Source organism: Streptomyces sp. NPDC028314, assembly GCF_055565795.1.
In genome coordinates this window covers 166,677-183,342 of the sequence record NZ_JBVHTP010000006.1, presented here as the reverse complement: position 1 = coordinate 183,342, position 16,666 = coordinate 166,677, and the positions used below count along the sequence as shown (strand labels likewise).

Below are 16,666 nucleotides of genomic sequence, written 5' to 3'. Positions count from 1 at the left end.
CGGCGGGGGGCCTGTTGAAAGTCGCGCAGGGTTGAAGCGGTGCACAGGTGTACGGGTTTCAACGCGCCCGGGATTTTCAACAGGCGCCATCGGCTCGGGGCTTACCGCGGGGGCGGGGCGGACGGCTCCATGGGTGGGTGTGCCGATCGCCAGGAGGACCCATGGCCCGCCCCGACCCCGTGCCCGACCCCCTGCCCCGTCGCGTTCCCGGCCCCCTGCCCGCCGGCCCGGGCAGGGCGCTGAGCCGGCTGCCGGCCGGCCGGACCGGGCTGGGGCCGCGCGTCGGACCGTGGCCGCCGCCCGCGCCGGGCCGCAGGGCGAGCGCCCCGGCCCCGACCCGGGCCCCGGGGCTCGGCTCCGCGTCCGGTCTGGGCCTGGGTCTGGGCCTGGGTCCGCGCCTCGGTCCTCGGGCACACCCGGCGCCCGGAGCCGGCGCGGGCGCCCGGGCCGATCCGAAGTCCGGGTCCGGCGGCTCTGGTTCGGGAGTCGTCGTACCGCCGCTGTACTGCCCGGACGCCGTACGGGACGATCCCGCCCTGGCCGAGGACGTCAACGAGCGCCTCGTGGACTGGGCCGACGAGATCGGGATCTACCGGGGGCGGCTGGACGCGCTCCGGGCCGCGGGCTTCGGCCGGCTGATGATGCTCGGCCACCCGGACTGCGACGACCCGGACCGGCTGCTCGCCGCCGCCAAGTGCGCGCTCGCGGAGTGGTCCGTGGACGACCACTGGGTGGACGAGGGCGAGGACGCCGATCCCAGCCTGGTCGGCCTGCGCAACTCGCTGGCGCACGCGGTGGTGGACCCGGTGCGGATGCCCCCCAGGTACGCGGCGCAGTTCGAGGAGACGGTGGCCGGGGAACCGGTGCTGCGGGCCTTCCGGTCGGCCCTGGAACACCTCGGCAGGTTCGCCTCCCCCACCCAGGTGGGCCGGCTGCGCCACGAGCTGGCCGTGATGTTCGTCGGGTACGGGATCGAGGCGCAGTGGCGGATGTCGGGCCGTCGGCCCCCGGTGTGGGAGTACCTGACGCACCGGTACGAGAACGCCTTCTTCCCCTGCATGGTCGTGATCGACCCGGTGGGCGGGTACGAGCTGCCCGCGCACGAGTTCGCCGACCAGCGGGTGCGCCGTACGTACCTGTACGCGGCGGTCGCCGCCGTGCTGCTCAACGACCTGTACTCGATGGCCCGGGAGGATCCGGCCGACACCAACCTGCCGAACCTGATCGCGGCGGAGGACGGGGTCCCGCTCCAGGAGGCGGTCGACCGCACGGCGGCGATCCACGACGAGGTGATGCGCACCATCGAGGCCGAGTCGGCGGCGCTGACCGCAGCGGGCTCCCCGATGCTGGGCCGGTACCTGGCCGGGGTGTGGGCCTGGATGGGCGGCTCCAAGGAGTGGCACGCGACCAGCCTGCGCTACCGGGAGCCGCCCCGGACCTGACGATCCCCCGCGGACGCTCCGATCCGGTCCGACCCCGCCGCCAGCGGTACCCCCCGCGTGGGTGATCATGGAGTCCATGACTCCGATCGCCAACATGGACCTCACCGGCTTCACTGAGCGGGAGCCCGGGGTGTGGACCGACGCACAGGGCCTCGTCCTGTCGGTGCATTTCTTCGACCTCGTACCGGACCTGCCGGCGCCGCTGCACGAGGCCGAGCGGCTCCGGTACGGCCTGGCCCGGAACGCGGCCCAGGCCGGGGCGGGCCTCATCGAGGCGATGACGGGCGAGGTGGACTCCGTACCCGCCGTGCGCCAGCTGATCAAGGTCCGGCGGCCGGACGGCCACGGGCAGGTCTTCCTCGGCTCGTGGACCCTGCCGAGGGCCGGCTGCAGCACGGTGGTGAAGGTGCAGGCGGGTGAGGGGCCGATGACCGGCATGCGCGAGGCCGTGGTCCTCGCCCAGGTCGGTCCCGAGCAGTACTTCGCACCGCACCCCTACGGGCCCGACATCTCGGGCGGCCTGCCCTACCACGTCGGCGACCACGAGCAGTGGGACGCGCAGTTCCCCGAGCACCCGCTGACGCAGGTGCGCGCCGCGCTGCGGCGGATCAGCCCGACCATCACCCTGCACGAGAGCTTCAAGGCCCTGCCGCCCTTCGGCGCGCAGCCGACCCCTCCCGCGCAGCCGGCCCCGATCCCGGCCCCGCCCGCCCAGCCGGCCCCGCCTGCGGCTCCGATCCCAGCCCCGGCCCCACCGACGCAGCCGGCCCCGCCCGCGCAGCCGACTCCGCCCGCGGCCGGCCGCGCCGGCATCGCGGACCCCCGCCTCTGGTTCCGACGGGGCTGACCCGGCCCCACCGACAAGACCCGTCCTACGACAGCGCGCTCACCCGCACCAGCAGCGCCTGCGCGATGCGGTTGCCGCGGACCGCGTGCAGCCGTCCGCGCAGCCTGCGCAGGGCGTCGTACACCCGAGCCGACTGGAGTTGCGGCACCGCGTCCAGGGTCTCGTGCCAGGTGGCGCAGGCGCGCTCCAGGTGCCCGTGGGCCAGGTGCAGTTCCGCCAGCCGCGCCGAGGTGATCGCCCGGGCCCGGCGTTCCGCTGCCGGGCGGTGCCGCAGTGAGGCGCGGAGCGCGGCGATCGCCCCCTTGGTGTCGCCCAGTGCGGCCATCGCCTCCGCCTGCTGGTGGTGCAGCGCGGCCAGATGGTAGTCGCCGATCGGCACGCTCTGCCCGGTGGATCGTTCCAGCAGCCGCTGCGCCGCGGCCAGGTGGGACAGGGCCGCCCGCCGGTCCCCGCAGGCCGCCTCCGCCACGGCCAGCTGCCCCGTGACGAACGCGGCCTGCACGCCGGGGAGCCGGCCTGCCTCCCGGGCCGCCGCCTCGGCCAGTTCCAGGGCCTGCTTGCGGTGGCCGAGGTGGTGCGCCTGCACGCTCATCCCGCGCAGGGCGGGCGCGTGGCACTGCGGGTCGCCCGCCTCCTGGCCGAGCCGCAGCGCCACCCGGTAGTAGGCCTGGGCGACTCCGTGCTGGTTGCTGTCGAAGCAGAGGAACGCCGCCGTGTAGGCGAGCCGGGAGGTGGCGCCGAGCAGCCTGTGCCGGACGGCGGGCGGGGCGCCGGCCCGTAGCCAGGGGGCCACGGTGGTGGCGAGGTAGGCGGTCAGGGCGGCCCGCGCCTGCCCGCTGCCGAACGTCATGTCGGCGTCGCGGAACACCGGCAGTACCGCCTCGGCGGCCAGCACGTGGTCCAGGCCGATCCGGCCCTGCGGGTCGGCCGGTGCGGTGGACGGCTCGGGGTCCCCGTCCGGCGGGCGCCAGGCCGAGGAGTAGACGGGGACCTCACCGAAGAGCCCCGTCCCGTGGTCCGGCCCGCCCCCGTCCGGAAAGGCGGCGAGTGCGTCCGGGCCCGGGGGCGCGCTGCCGGGACGGTCCCTCGTACGCACGCCCGCCGGGCGGGCGAGTCCGGTGTCGGCGGCGCTGACGCGGCGTCCGGTGCGGCGGCTGAGGGCTTCGGCGGCGAGGGAGACGACGTGGGCGGGCGGGCGGGTCCCCGCGAGCCAGTGCGAGACGGAGGTCCGGTCGTAGCGGAGGGTGAGGCCGGTTTCGGCCGCCACGCCGTTGACGGCGCGGGCGAAGTCCTGCCCGCTCCAGCGGGCGTCGGCGAGAAGGGTGCGCAGTCGTCCGTTCGGTTCGCGCTTGGGATCACGATTCGGATCACGCTTGGGCTCACGCTTGGCCATCAGCACCTGTCCAGGTCGTACACGTGTCCAGTCCTTCAACACAGTCGGACATTCAACAGGGCGAGGCGGGGCGGGCGTACCGGACGGGGCCGTCCTGCCTCTCACTTAGACGTGTGCACAGGGCGGCACGCGGTCACACCGGGTGCCCGATGGCGTGCGGGAGCACTGCAGATCACTGGGGAGCGGGTTTCCTCCCCCGTAGCACCCCGCACGCCACCCCCGCCCAGGCGGACCGCGCCGGCCCCCGCACCGGTGGAACCGCCCCGACCGACCGAGAGGAAGGCCGTCATGCCCGTCGACCCGACCGCCGCAGAGAGCGCCGAAGCCGCGGCAGAGCCGGGCTCCGCCGCCCGGCAGAGCCTCAGTACCGAGGCCGCCCGCCGGCTGGCCACCACCACCAAGTCCGCCCCCCAGATGCAGGGCATCAGCTCGCGCTGGCTGCTGAAGATCCTCCCCTGGGTACAGACGGGCGGCGGCACGTACCGCGTGAACCGCACCGTGAGCTACACGCTCGGCGACGGGCGGATCAGCTTCGTGAAGACCGGTACGGAGCTGCGGGTCATCCCCGCCATGCTGCGCGAGCTCGGCATGCTCCGGCACTTCCCCGACGACGAGGTGGTGGCGTCGATCGCGGACCGGTTCGTGAAGGAGGAGTTCCGCAAGGGCGACGTCATCGTCCGGCAGGGGGAACCCGTCGACAAGATCTACCTGGTCGCCCACGGCCGGATCGAGCGGACCGGCCACAGCGCCTACGGGGACGAAGCCGGCCTCGGCGTCCTGAGCGACGGCGACCACTTCGGCCACCACCCCCTGCCGGACTCCCGCTGGGAGTTCACCGCCCGGGCCCAGACCGACGTGGTCACGATGACCTACAACCGCGGCGACTGGGACGCCTCCCTGAACGCCTCCCCCGCGCTGCGCCGGCACGCCGAGGCCTACCTGGAGGCCGAACGCGTCGGCCGCCGGGGCAGCGAGGCCGTGGAGCTGTCCGCCGGCCACACCGGCGAGCCGTTCCTGCCGGGCACGTACGTGGACTACGACCTGAGCCCGCGCGAGTACGAACTGAGCGTCGCCCAGACCGTCCTGCGCGTGCACAGCCGGGTGGCCGACCTCTACAACCAGCCGATGAACCAGTCGGAGCAGCAACTGCGCCTGACCATCGAGGCCCTGAAGGAGCGCCAGGAGAGCGAGCTGGTCAACAACCCCGAGTTCGGGCTGCTCCACAACGCCGACTACGAGCAGCGGATCTACGCCCGTTCCGGCCCGCCCACCCCCGACGACCTGGACGAACTCCTCAGCCGTCGCCGCGGTTCGCAGCACTTCCTCGCCCACCCGCGCACCATCGCCGCCTTCGGCCGCGAGTGCAGTCGGCGCGGCCTGTACCCGGACACCGTCGACTTCCAGGGGCACCGGCTGCCGTCCTGGCGCGGGGTGCCGCTGCTGCCCTGCAACAAGATCCCCGTGACCCCGGAGCGCACCAGCTCGATCCTGGTCCTGCGCACCGGCGAGGACAACGAGGGCGTGATCGGTCTGCACCAGACCGGCCTGCCGGACGAGTACCAGCCGGGCCTGTCCGTCCGGTTCATGCACATCAACGAGCAGGCGATCATCTCCTACCTGGTCACCGCCTACTACTCGGCGGCGATCCTGGTCCCCGACGCCGTCGGGGTGCTGGAGAACGTGGAGATCTCGCGGTTCGACGACTGAGGGAGGGCGGCCCGAGAGTGAGCGCCGACAGCATCCGGCAGCGGCCGAGGCAGGACCAACAGCCCTTCGAGCTGCCCGAGTTCTACGTACCGCATCCCGCCCGCCTCAATCCCCACCTGGCGCAGGCCCGCGAGCACGCCCGCACCTGGGCCGATGCCATGGGCATGCTGGAGGGGTCCGGCGTGTGGGGCCTCGACGACCTGGAAGCCCACGACTACGCCCTGCTGTGCGCCTACACCCACCCCGAGTGCGACGGACCGATGCTTTCGCTGGTCACCGACTGGTACGTGTGGGTGTTCTTCTTCGACGACTGGTTCCTGGAGGTCTTCAAGCGCCCGGGAAACCGGACCGGCGGCCGGGACGCCCTGGAACGCCTGGCCCTCTTCATGCCGGAGGACCCCGCCTGCGCCGTACCGGAACCGGTGAACCCGGTGGAGGCCGGGCTCGCGGACCTGTGGGCGCGCACCGTCCCCGGCCATTCGCCGGACTGGACGGCCCGGTTCTCCCTGAGCACCCGCCACCTCCTGATGGAGTCGCTGTGGGAGCTCGACAACATCAGGATCGGCCGCGTCGCCAATCCGGTCGAGTACGTGGAGCAGCGCCGCAAGGTCGGCGGCGCCCCCTGGTCGGCGGGGATCGTCGAGCACGCGACGGGCGCCGAGGTGCCCGCCGAGGTCTCCGGCGAGCGGCCGTTGCGCGTGCTGCGCGACTGCTTCGCCGACTCGGTGCACTTCCGCAACGACCTGTTCTCCTACGAGCGCGAGGTCGGCAAGGAGGGCGAGCTCAGCAACGGGGTCCTGGTCCTGGAGAGGTTCTTCGGCTGCACCACCCAGGAGGCGGCCGACCGGCTCAACCGGCTCCTGACCTCCCGGCTCCAGCAGTTCGAGCACACCTTCTTCACCGAGCTGCCGCCGATGTTCGTCCGTACGGGCCTGGGCCCGGACCAGATCGCGGCGGTACTGGCCTACGCCCGCGGCCTCCAGGACTGGCAGTCCGGCGGCCACGAGTGGCACCTGCGCTCCAGCCGCTACATGAACGGGCGCGCGGGCGCCGCCGGCCCCACCCTGCCCGGCCGGCCCGCCCTGCCGCAGTGGCCGGCCCCGCCGGGGTGGCCGCCCGGCCCGTCGGGACTGGGCACCGCCGGGGCCAACGTCAGGGCGCTGCTGGGCCTCACCGGCGGGGCGCAGCGCGCCCGGCGGCACGCGCACGGCCCCCGTCTGGTGGGGCCCTCCGTGATCCCGGAGTTCTACCTGCCGTACTCGGCCCCCCTCAATCCGCACCTCGCGGGGGCCCGCACCCGGCTCGTCGAGTGGGACCGGAAGGTGGGCATCCTCGACGAGGGCCTGTGGTGGGAGGAGAAGGCGGCCGGCTACGACTTCGCGCTCTGCTCGGCCGGCATCGACCCGGAGTGCTCGGCGGAGGAGCTCGACATCAGCGCGTGCTGGCTGAGCTGGGGTACGTACGCCGACGACGTCTACCCGCGGCGCTTCGGAGCCCCCCGCGATCTGGCGGGGGCCGCCCTGCAGACGGCGCGGCTGCGCGCCCTCATGCCGCTGGACCTGGTGCCGCCGCCCTCGCCGCCGGTGAACGCGATGGAACGGGGGCTGGCCGACCTGTGGCCGCGCACGGCCGGTCCGATGTCCGGGGAGCAGCGCCGGATGTTCCGGGCGGCGATGGACCAGGTGCTGGACGGCTGGGTCTGGGAGCTGGAGAACCAGGCCGCCCACCGGGTGCCGGACCCGGTGGACTACCTGGAGATGCGGCGCCTGACGTTCGGCGCGCCGATGACCAGTGCCCTCGGCCGGATGCGCCACCTGGACGTCATCCCGCCGGAGGTCTACGAGAGCGCGGCGGTGCAGTCCCTGGAGGCGGCCGCCTTCGACTACTCGGGGCTGATGAACGACGTGTACTCGTACCAGAAGGAGGTGGAGTACGAGGGCGAGCTGCACAACATGCTGGTGGTCACGCAGACCTTCTTCGACTGCGACTACCCGACCGCGCTCGGGATCGTGAACGACCTGATGACCTCGCGGATGGAGCAGTTCGAGCACGTGCTGGAGAAGGAGTTTCCCGTCGTCTACGAGGACCTCGGGCTGGACCCGCCGGCCCGTGCGGCCCTCGACCGGTACGCCGACGGGCTGAAGCTGTGGATGGCGGCGCTCGCCGTGTGGCACGAGCGGACGCGGCGCTACCGGGAGGAGGACCTGCGGTGGCACCACTGCGGACGCCGGGCGGACGCGGCCCCCGGGCCCCTGCCGCGGGCGCCGCACCGGGTCTCCTGGGTCTGACGCGCGGGGCCGCGACCGGCGCGGGGGTCAGGTGTGCAGGGCCGTCCCCTTCTAGGTGGCGGCGCACCTCGGCGAGGTCCATGTGCGCTGATCCCGATGGTCCACAGCAGGCGTCTGCGGTAGGTCCCGCTGAGGGTGTCTGCGGCGGCCGGGGGCGCACCGTGGTCGTGGCCCATGATCAGCATCCGACCACATGCCCCGGTCAGCGGCACTTCGGTGGACAGGCGCGGACCGGGTGTACAACTGCGGTGATCATCGGACGGCACGGGCCATTCGGCGGAATGCGACATTCCCCTGGTCTTGCGGTGGAACTGGCGCATAATCGTCGGCATGCGGCCTGAATCATTCCTCTCGCCGCGCCTGGTCACGCATGCAATGGGGGGCATCGTGCCGATGGGGGAACCGCGACGGTCCGGAACTCTGCCGACGACATCAAACGAACTGTCCTGGCTGCTGACCACCGTCCGGCGGGGCCGGGTGCTGACCGTGACCGGCCGGTTCCGCGCCCCGCGCAGTCTGCTGGTACGTGACATCGCGCAGCGGCTCTCGTCGAACTTCTGCGACGGCGTGGCCGTGGTCACCGTCGCGGAGGGCGGCGGCGTACGGGAACTCGTGGCCGCACTGGGCTGCGTACCCGGCATGCCCTTCCTGCCCTACGGGACGCGCAACGCCGCCTCCTGGCTCGCGGAGCGGGACATGCTGCTCGTCCTGGACGGCAGCGACCACCTGAGGGCCGAGACCCTGGGCTGGCTGCGCGAACTGCTCGCCGTCGCACCCGGGCTGCGGATCCTGGCCGCCGGACGGTACCCGCTGGCCGTCGGACAGGGCCGGGTCCACCGGCTCTGAGCCGCGCGGGCCCGCGCGGGGCCCGGATCGGCGCCCGGGCGCGCCGCGCCGCCCCCGGCGCACCGGGGCAACACGCGCGGCACGGCCACGCCATGACGGCGCCACACCACTGCCACAGCACTGCCATACGGGAGTCATTGAGTGGGGGCGACCCGGCTCCTAGGGTCTGACCTGCGGGTCCCGGCGGGCACGGCGTGCCGCCGGGAGCCCGGTACGTACGTCAACTTCTCCGCGCGTACAGGAGATTCTCGTGAGCGAGCACACCACCGGGTCCCGGAAGGCCCCCGTCGGCAGACGCGGCTTCCTCGCCGGGGCCGCGGTCGCCGCCGCCGCGGCGGCCACCCCGGCCTTCGCCAGGACAGCGGCGGCCGCGCCCTCGTCACGCCCCAACATCCTGCTGATCGTCACCGACGACCAGCCCAAGCACACCGACTGGGCCATCCCGAAGACCATCGAGTGGCTCGGCGGCCACGGGGTGACCTTCACCCACGGGCACTCCGCGACCCCGCTGTGCGCGCCCTCGCGGTCCTCGGTCTTCTCCGGGCGGCACGCGCACCACCACGGCGTGCGCAACAACGCCGCCTCGCACAGCCTCGACCAGTCCACCACCGTGCAGCGCCACCTCAAGCAGGCCGGCTACCGCACCGGGCTCTTCGGCAAGTACCTCAACTCCTGGACGCTGGCGGACAGTCCGCCGCACTTCGAGGAGTTCGCGCTGCTCCAGCCCGGCTACAACGACGCCCGGTGGAACATCGACGGCACCGTCCAGCAGCTTCCCGGGTACACCACCAACATCATCAAGAACAGGACCCTCGGCTTCCTGGACAAGGCCGCGACGGACCCCCGCCCGTGGTTCGCGTACGTCACCCCGTACGCCTCGCACGCGCCGAACACCCCGGCCCCCAAGTACGCCGAGACCCCCGTGCCCGCCTGGAACGGCCGCCCCTCGGTCCCGGAGGACGACCGGGCCGACAAACCCCCGTACATCCGCAACGCGACGTCGACCCTCGACGACGCCCGCGAGACGCGGGGGCGCCAGCTGCGCAGCCTGCTCTCCGTCGACGACGCGGTGCAGGCCATCCACGACAAGCTGGCCGCGCTCGGCCAGCTGGAGAACACCCTCGTCATCTTCACCGGGGACAACGGCTACACCTGGGCCGACCACGGCTGGCTGAAGAAGTCGGTGCCCTACTCCCCCGCCCACGAGGTGCCCTTCTACCTGTCCTGGCCGGCCGGCGGCCTCGGCGGGGGCACCACGGACCACCGCATCGTCGCCAACATCGACATCGCACCGACGATCCTGGACGCCGCCGGGATCAGCCCGACCACCCCGCAGGACGGCCGGTCGCTGCTCACGCCGGCCGCGCGCGATCACCTGCTCGTGCAGTGGTGGAAGCAGGGCACGGGCGGTACGGGGCCGAAGACCTGGGCCTCGTACGTGGCCAAGGACAGGCAGTACACGGAATATTACGATCTGCACACCGACGCGGCGGGCCAGGTCTCCGGGACCGGGCAGGTGACCTTCCGCGAGTACTACGACCTGGCCGACGATCCGTACCAGCTGAAGAACCTGCTGTACCAGGCCACCCCGGCCCAGGAACAGGCCCTCGGCATACCGGCGTTGGCGGCGCAGCTGGCCGCCGACCGCGCCGGCTGACCCCGTACCACCGCCCCCAGGAGTGAGACCCGTGCCGCCCAAGTCCTGCTGCAGCCCCGGCCGCGAACCCGACGCCACCGCCGTCCTGAGCCTCGCCCCGGCACCGCCGCGGCCCCGGGCGGACCCGGCGGCGGGGCGGGCGGCACGGGGCCTGGTGGACCTCGCGGGCGGGCGGTTCCTGATGGGGACCGAGGATCCCGACGGCTTCCCGGGGGACGGCGAGGGGCCGGTGCGGGAGGAGGTGGTCGGGGCGTTCCGCATCGCCCCGACCACCGTCACCAACGCCCGGTTCGCCTCCTTCGTGAAGGCCACCGGCCATGTCACGGAGGCGGAGTCCTTCGGCTTCAGCTTCGTCTTCGCCGGCTTCCTCGGCCCCCCGCTCGCCGCGGCCTCCCCCGCGGTGGCCGGTACCCCGTGGTGGCGGGCGGTGTCCGGCGCGGACTGGCGCCGGCCCGAGGGACCGGGCTCCTCGTTCGCCGCCCGGCAGGACCACCCCGTCGTGCACGTGTCGTGGAACGACGCCCAGGCCTACTGCGCCTGGTCCGGCACCCGGCTGCCGACGGAGCCCGAGTGGGAGTTCGCGGCGCGCGGCGGCCTGGAGCAGCGGCGCTACCCCTGGGGCGACGAACTGCGGCCCGGCGGGCGGCACATGTGCAACATCTGGAACGGGGACTTCCCGCGGCACAACACCCGGGCGGACGGCTACGCGGGCACGGCGCCCGCGAAGTCCTTCCGCCCCAACGGCTACGGGCTGTACAACACGGTCGGCAACGTGTGGGAGTGGTCGGCGGACCACTTCGCCCCCGCCGCCCCGGAGCGCGCGATGCGCGGCGGCTCGCACATGTGCCACGACTCGTACTGCAACCGCTACCGGGTCGCGGCCCGCACCCGCAACACCCCGGACAGCTCGGCGGGCAACATCGGCTTCCGGGTGGCGGCGGACTCCGTCCGCCCCGGCTCCCCTGCCCGTTGAGGCCCGGGTACGCCACCGCCCCGGCCGGAGACTTCCCGGCCGGGGCGGAGCGGACACGCCGTGGGCGTCAGCCCAGGATCGCGAGCGCCTGGTTCAGGGTCGCGGACGGGCGCATGACCGCCGAGGCCTTGGCGGCGTCGGGCTGGTAGTACCCGCCGATCTCGGCCGGGGAGCCCTGGACGGCGATGAGCTCGCCGACGATCTTCTCCTCGGACTCGGCCAGCGTCTTGGCCAGCGGGTCGAACGCGGCGGCCAGCTTCGGGTCGTCGGTCTGGCGCGACAGCTCCTGTGCCCAGTACAGGGCGAGGTAGAAGTGGCTGCCGCGGTTGTCGATGCCGCCCAGCTTGCGGCTCGGCGACTTGTCCTCGTTGAGGAAGGTCCCGGTCGCGCGGTCCAGGGTGTCGGCCAGCACCTGGGCGCGGGCGTTGCCGGTGGTGACCGCCAGGTGCTCGAAGGAGACGGCCAGCGCGAGGAACTCACCGAGGGAGTCCCAGCGCAGGTAGTTCTCCTTGACCAGCTGCTGGACGTGCTTCGGGGCGGAGCCGCCGGCGCCGGTCTCGAAGAGGCCGCCGCCGTTCATCAGCGGGACGACCGACAGCATCTTGGCGCTGGTGCCCAGCTCCAGGATCGGGAAGAGGTCGGTCAGGTAGTCGCGCAGCACGTTGCCGGTCACCGAGATGGTGTCCTCGCCGCGGCGGATGCGCTCCAGGGAGTAGGCGGTGGCCTCGACCGGGGAGAGGATCTTGATGGTCAGACCCTCGGTGTCGTGGTCCGCGAGGTACGTCTTGACCTTGGCGATGAGCTGCGCGTCGTGCGCGCGGCCCTCGTCCAGCCAGAAGACGGCCGGGACGCCGGTGGCGCGGGCGCGGGTGACGGCGAGCTTGACCCAGTCCTGGATCGGCGCGTCCTTGGTCTGGCAGGCGCGGAAGACGTCACCGGCGGCGACCTCCTGCTCCAGGACCACGTTGCCCTCGGCGTCGACGAGGCGGACGGTGCCCGCGGCGGCGATCTCGAAGGTCTTGTCGTGGCTGCCGTACTCCTCGGCCTTCTGGGCCATGAGGCCGACGTTCGGCACCGAGCCCATCGTGGACGGGTCGTAGGCGCCGTGCGCGCGGCAGTCGTCGATGACGACCTGGTAGACGCCGGCGTAGCTGCTGTCCGGCAGGACGGCGAGGGTGTCGGCCTCGGCGCCGTCCGGGCCCCACATGTGGCCGGAGGTGCGGATCATGGCCGGCATGGAGGCGTCGACGATGACGTCGGACGGGACGTGCAGGTTGGTGATGCCCTTGTCCGAGTCGACCATCGCGAGGGCCGGGCCCTCGGCGATCTCGGCCTCGAAGGAGGCCTTGATCGCGTCGGCGTCGGGCAGCGCGCCCAGGCCGTTCAGGATCGTGCCGAGGCCGTCGTTCGGGGACAGGCCGGCGGCGGCCAGGGTCTCGCCGTAGCGGGCGAAGGTCTTCGGGAAGAAGGCGCGGACCACATGGCCGAAGATGATCGGGTCGGAGACCTTCATCATCGTGGCCTTGAGGTGCACCGAGAACAGCACGTCCTCGGCCTTGGCGCGCTCGATCTGGTCGTTCAGGAAGGTGCGCAGCGCGTCGACGTGCAGGACGGACGCGTCCACGACCTCGCCGGCGAGGACCGGTACGGACTCGCGCAGGACGGTGGTGGCCCCGTCGGCGGCGACGTGCTCGATGCGGAGCGTGCCGGCCTCGGAGATCACGGTGGACTTCTCGGTGGAGCGGAAGTCGTCGGCGCCCATGGTGGCGACGTTCGTCTTCGACTCGGAGGTCCAGGCGCCCATGCGGTGCGGGTGGGCCTTGGCGTAGTTCTTCACCGAGGCGGGGGCGCGGCGGTCGGAGTTGCCCTCGCGCAGGACCGGGTTGACGGCGCTGCCCTTGACCTTGTCGTAGCGGGCGCGGATCTCGCGCTCCTCGTCGGTCTTCGGGTCGTCCGGGTAGTCCGGAAGCGCGTAGCCCTGGCTCTGGAGCTCGGCGACCGCGGCCTTCAGCTGCGGGATCGAAGCCGAGATGTTGGGCAGCTTGATGATGTTCGCGCCCGGGGTCTTCGCCAGCTCGCCGAGCTCGGCGAGGGCGTCCGCGATCCGCTGGCCCTCTTCCAGGTGCTCGGGGAAGCTGGCGATGATCCGACCGGCCAGGGAGATGTCACGGGTCTCGACATTCACACCGGCCGTCGACGCGTAAGCCTGGATCACAGGCAGGAAGGAATACGTCGCGAGGGCCGGGGCCTCGTCAGTGTGCGTGTAGATGATGGTCGAGTCAGTCACCGGATGCTCCGCTCCACAGTCTGCGTCTCTCGTCTGCAACATTGCTCGACATCAAGATATCTCGTGATCGGGCCGGTCTGGACAGCCCCCTGCCGGAACCGGGGCGAGACGCGCGTCACCCGGCGCCGCGCCGCGGCCGCCCGGGACGCGTCGAGCGCCCCCATCGGCGGATTTCCGCAGGTGGGGGCGCTCGGGCGAGGCGTGGGATCCAGCCGGGTCAGGCGCGGATCTCCCTGGGGATCAGGCGCGGATCTCCTTGGGGTTCGCTCCGTACTCGTTGGCGCCGGGGTGCCCCTCGGTCGCCGCCAGGACGATGAACCAGATCCATCCGACGAACGGGATGATGCTGACCAGGTACCACCAGCCGGACTTTCCGATGTCGTGCAGCCGGCGGATCGCGAGGCCCAGGCTCGGCAGGAAGACGGCCAGGCTGTAGACCCAGGTGAGGATCGGGTACGTCTCCAGGACGAAGTCCAGGATGGTGAGGACGACGATGATCGGGATGTTCGCCAGCACGAACATCCAGTACTCCTGCCGGCGCGCCCGGCCGGCGAAGTCCGCGTACCGCTTTATGACGTCCACGTAGTAGTGCACGGGTCCCCCCGGAGGACGGATCGGCGGCCCCTCCCGCAGGGGCGGCCCCAGGCCGAACTTATGCCCTTCTTACACGGCCCTCAAGCCCCTCGACGGACCTCAAGATGCTCCGTTTTCCCTTTGTGACAGCGGCAGTTGACCTTCCGCTCCCCCGGGTGCGGCGGCGCCCGCCGGGTGGGCACCGCCGCGCGGGGGCCGGCCTCAGCCGATGTGGAAGGAGTCCCCGTAGACCTTCCAGTCGAGCGGGGTGTCGAGGTTGAGGTTGCCCTTCTTCAGGAAGACCCGCTGGGCGGTGTCGACGCGGCTGGTGTCGCTGTGCGCCTCCTCCTGCTTCATCGCCCAGACGCGGGCGTCGAGGAAGGCGTTCAGCCAGGCGGTCTCGCTGCCGCCCTGGGCCGGGGGCTTGGCCTTGGCCAGGGCGCGCTTGCGGATGTTGCGGAAGCTGGTGGAGTCGCCGCCGTCCCCGTGCATGACGATGGCGTCGTAGTAGATGAACTGGCCGAGCGCGGCGACCCCGTCGGCCTTGCCCTGCTTGACGGCGGGGTCGAAGTAGACCCGGTCGCGCTCGTGGTCCTGGGCCTTCTTGAACTCCGCGTCCTGGGCGGCCTTCGCCCAGTCCCTGGTGAAGTTCGGGTCGAGGCCGGCGTGCGAGTCGCTGCCGTCCACCTTGCGCAGCGCGGGGAGGTACCTGGCGAGCACGTTACCCGGCTTGACCTGCGTGTAGTACTCGACGAGGTCGAGCATGTCGCCGGTGCCGGAACAGAAGCCGATGATGCCGGCGGTGTAGCCGCGGCCGTCACCTATGTCCTCTATGTACTTGTACTGCGCCTTCCAGTCCAGCGAGGAGTTCTCCGCGCTGGAGACGATCTGCATGGCGACGTCCTTCTTCGCCGGGTCGTCGAGCCCGGTCGCCGCCACCGCCGCCGTGGGGGAGGCGGCGGGTGCGGCGGCCGGGGCCGCGGTGGCGTGCGCCGCGACGGGGGCGGCGAGCAGGGCCGCGCCGAGCAGGGCGCCGATCGCGACTGTCTTGTTCCTGCGGTGGGGGGCGAACACAAGGCCTCCATACGGTGGTTGAGGCTTCCCGATTCCGTTAGGAAACTTTCCTACCAGATATCAGGGGCAGCGAACACCCCTTGTTGTCACTTCCGGAGCAAACCAATCCACGGCGGCCCGGACTACGAAACCCTCCATGTGCGACCCCTGTCCCCCGCCGCCGCCCCCGAAGGACACCAGCCATGACCTGCACCCGAAACGGCCAGCCGTCCGGACGAAGGGGGCTCACGTGCGGCAACCGGTGACCTTCGGCGCGCCCTGGGAGAAGCCCGGCCCCGACCTGCCCGACCTCATGGACCGGATCGCCCGCGGCGACCAGGACGCCTTCGCCGCGCTCTACGACGTGGTCGCCGGACCCGTCCACGGCATCGTCGTCAAGGTGCTGCGGGACCGCGCCCAGTCCGAGGAGGTCGCCCAGGAGGTGCTGATCGACGTCTGGCGGCAGGCGGCGCGCTACCGCTCCGACAAGGGCAGCGTCATGACGTGGGTGATGACCATCGCGCACCGCCGCGCGGTGGACCGGGTCCGCTCCGCCCAGTCGGCCGCGGCCCGGGAGCAGGACAACGCGGCGCGGGAGCACGCGCGCCCCTACGACGAGGTGAGCGAGCAGGTGGAGGTCCGGCTGGAGAGCGAGCAGGTACGCCGCTGCGTGCGCGGGCTCACCGAACTGCAGCGGCAGGCCGTCAGCCTCGCCTACTACGGGGGGCTGACCTACCGCGAGGTCGCCGAGACCCTCGGCGCCCCGCTGCCCACGGTCAAGACCCGGCTGCGCGACGGCCTGATCCGGCTGCGCGACTGCATGGGGGTGGTCAGCGCGTGAACACCGGAACCGACCAGTTGCACGCCCTGTCCGGCGCCTACGCGCTGAACGCGCTGGACCCCGAGGAGCGGGCCGCGTTCGAAGAGCACCTGGCCCGCTGCGTGCTGTGCCCGCAGGACGTACGGGATTTCGCGGCCACGGCGGCCCGGCTGGGCTCGGCGACCGCGCTGGCCCCGCCGCCCGGCATGCGCGAGCGGGTGCTGGGCCGCATCGACACGGTGAGACAGCTCCCGCCGGCCCGCCGGGGCATCCCCCCGCTGCGCAGGCGCACCCTGCCGCTGGCGCTCGCCGCCTGCCTGGCCGGGGCGGTCGCACTGGGCGGTACCGCGGTGTGGCAGCGGGACCAGGCCCAGCAGGCCACCCGGGCCCTGGAAGACCTCCGGAACCTGACGGACGTGATCACGGCCCCGGACGCCCGGACGGTGGCGGGCCGGTCGCCATCGGGCGCGCGGGGCACCGTGGTGGTGAGCGCGGAGCGCAACCGCGCCGCGTTCGTCGGCTCCGGACTGCCCGCCGCTCCGCCGGGCAAGACGTACCAGCTGTGGTTCGCGGACGCCGCGGGGATGCGGCCGGCCGGACTGCTGGGCGGCGACGGCAGCACCCTGATGGCCGGGCCCGTCGGCCGGGCCACGGCCGTGGGGGTGACCTTGGAGCCCGCGGGGGGCTCCGCGCGGCCCACGTCGGCGCCGTTGATGCTGATGAGCCTGGCCGGCTGACGCCGGAGGTCCCCGCGCGCCGATCGCGGGGTTCTGCGTGCGC

Annotated in this window: 13 protein-coding genes; 9 read left to right on the top strand and 4 right to left on the bottom strand. The window is 72.7% G+C overall.

The features are described 5' to 3' along the window. The first annotated feature begins 161 nt into the window (after positions 1 to 161). Together ACZ4TG_RS16295 and ACZ4TG_RS16290 are read left to right on the top strand one after the other, a co-directional pair. A complete protein-coding gene (locus ACZ4TG_RS16295) occupies positions 162 to 1,442 on the top strand; it encodes a family 2 encapsulin nanocompartment cargo protein terpene cyclase (protein WP_468163038.1) in 1,281 nt (426 codons plus the stop codon). Positions 1,443 to 1,518: 76 nt separating this feature from the next. Further along, a complete protein-coding gene (locus tag ACZ4TG_RS16290; RefSeq protein ID WP_468163036.1) occupies positions 1,519 to 2,289 on the top strand; it encodes a hypothetical protein in 771 nt (256 codons plus the stop codon). Positions 2,290 to 2,314: 25 nt separating this feature from the next. Here the strand turns inward: ACZ4TG_RS16290 and ACZ4TG_RS16285 are convergent, their stop codons facing one another. Further along, on the bottom strand, positions 2,315 to 3,682 hold the full coding sequence (locus tag ACZ4TG_RS16285; protein ID WP_468163034.1) for a hypothetical protein: 1,368 nt from the start codon (positions 3,680 to 3,682) through the stop codon (positions 2,315 to 2,317). A gap of 288 nt (positions 3,683 to 3,970) precedes the next feature. Between ACZ4TG_RS16285 and ACZ4TG_RS16280 the strand changes: the two genes are divergently transcribed. From ACZ4TG_RS16280 to ACZ4TG_RS16260, 5 genes are all read left to right on the top strand, one after another. Beyond that, on the top strand, positions 3,971 to 5,389 hold the full coding sequence (locus ACZ4TG_RS16280; protein WP_468163031.1) for a family 2B encapsulin nanocompartment shell protein: 1,419 nt from the start codon (positions 3,971 to 3,973) through the stop codon (positions 5,387 to 5,389). A gap of 17 nt (positions 5,390 to 5,406) precedes the next feature. After that, positions 5,407 to 7,677, top strand: coding sequence for a terpene synthase family protein (locus ACZ4TG_RS16275; protein ID WP_468163029.1), 2,271 nt, complete (start codon positions 5,407 to 5,409; stop codon positions 7,675 to 7,677). Positions 7,678 to 8,007: 330 nt separating this feature from the next. Beyond that, positions 8,008 to 8,523, top strand: a complete 516-nt coding sequence (locus tag ACZ4TG_RS16270; protein ID WP_468163027.1) for a hypothetical protein — start codon at positions 8,008 to 8,010, stop codon at positions 8,521 to 8,523. 250 nt (positions 8,524 to 8,773) lie between these two features. After that, positions 8,774 to 10,180, top strand: coding sequence for a sulfatase family protein (locus ACZ4TG_RS16265; protein WP_468163025.1), 1,407 nt, complete (start codon positions 8,774 to 8,776; stop codon positions 10,178 to 10,180). Positions 10,181 to 10,202: 22 nt separating this feature from the next. Then, positions 10,203 to 11,153: a formylglycine-generating enzyme family protein gene (locus ACZ4TG_RS16260; protein WP_468163023.1), complete on the top strand. Its 951-nt coding sequence runs from the start codon at positions 10,203 to 10,205 to the stop codon at positions 11,151 to 11,153. A gap of 67 nt (positions 11,154 to 11,220) precedes the next feature. Here the strand turns inward: ACZ4TG_RS16260 and ACZ4TG_RS16255 are convergent, their stop codons facing one another. From ACZ4TG_RS16255 to ACZ4TG_RS16245, 3 genes are all read right to left on the bottom strand, one after another. Continuing rightward, complete coding sequence (locus tag ACZ4TG_RS16255) at positions 11,221 to 13,440, bottom strand: NADP-dependent isocitrate dehydrogenase (RefSeq protein ID WP_468163021.1); 2,220 nt, start codon at positions 13,438 to 13,440, stop codon at positions 11,221 to 11,223. Between the two features lie 240 nt (positions 13,441 to 13,680). After that, positions 13,681 to 14,034 (bottom strand): DUF805 domain-containing protein, encoded by a 354-nt coding sequence (locus ACZ4TG_RS16250; RefSeq protein WP_468163019.1) that lies wholly within the window; start codon positions 14,032 to 14,034, stop codon positions 13,681 to 13,683. Positions 14,035 to 14,235: 201 nt separating this feature from the next. After that, positions 14,236 to 15,087 carry a chitosanase gene (locus ACZ4TG_RS16245; RefSeq protein WP_468163017.1) on the bottom strand — a complete coding sequence of 284 codons (852 nt, stop codon included), beginning with the start codon at positions 15,085 to 15,087 and terminating at the stop codon, positions 14,236 to 14,238. Between the two features lie 292 nt (positions 15,088 to 15,379). Between ACZ4TG_RS16245 and sigK the strand changes: the two genes are divergently transcribed. Both sigK and ACZ4TG_RS16235 read left to right on the top strand, forming a co-directional pair. Beyond that, positions 15,380 to 15,907, top strand: coding sequence for an ECF RNA polymerase sigma factor SigK (gene sigK, locus ACZ4TG_RS16240; protein ID WP_468163448.1), 528 nt, complete (start codon positions 15,380 to 15,382; stop codon positions 15,905 to 15,907). Further along, positions 15,904 to 16,623 carry an anti-sigma factor gene (locus ACZ4TG_RS16235; protein ID WP_468163015.1) on the top strand — a complete coding sequence of 240 codons (720 nt, stop codon included), beginning with the start codon at positions 15,904 to 15,906 and terminating at the stop codon, positions 16,621 to 16,623. Before sigK ends, ACZ4TG_RS16235 begins: the two co-directional genes overlap by 4 nt. Positions 16,624 to 16,666: the final 43 nt, after the last annotated feature.

Bases quoted from the DNA above. Each gene is read 5' to 3' on its own strand.
- ACZ4TG_RS16295 (WP_468163038.1), top strand. From the start codon at position 162: ATGGCCCGCCCCGACCCCGTGCCCGACCCCCTGCCCCGTCGCGTTCCC.
- ACZ4TG_RS16290 (WP_468163036.1), top strand. From the start codon at position 1,519: ATGACTCCGATCGCCAACATGGACCTCACCGGCTTCACTGAGCGGGAG.
- ACZ4TG_RS16285 (WP_468163034.1), bottom strand. From the start codon at position 3,682: ATGGCCAAGCGTGAGCCCAAGCGTGATCCGAATCGTGATCCCAAGCGC.
- ACZ4TG_RS16280 (WP_468163031.1), top strand. From the start codon at position 3,971: ATGCCCGTCGACCCGACCGCCGCAGAGAGCGCCGAAGCCGCGGCAGAG.
- ACZ4TG_RS16270 (WP_468163027.1), top strand. From the start codon at position 8,008: ATGCGGCCTGAATCATTCCTCTCGCCGCGCCTGGTCACGCATGCAATG.
- sigK (WP_468163448.1), top strand. From the start codon at position 15,380: ATGGACCGGATCGCCCGCGGCGACCAGGACGCCTTCGCCGCGCTCTAC.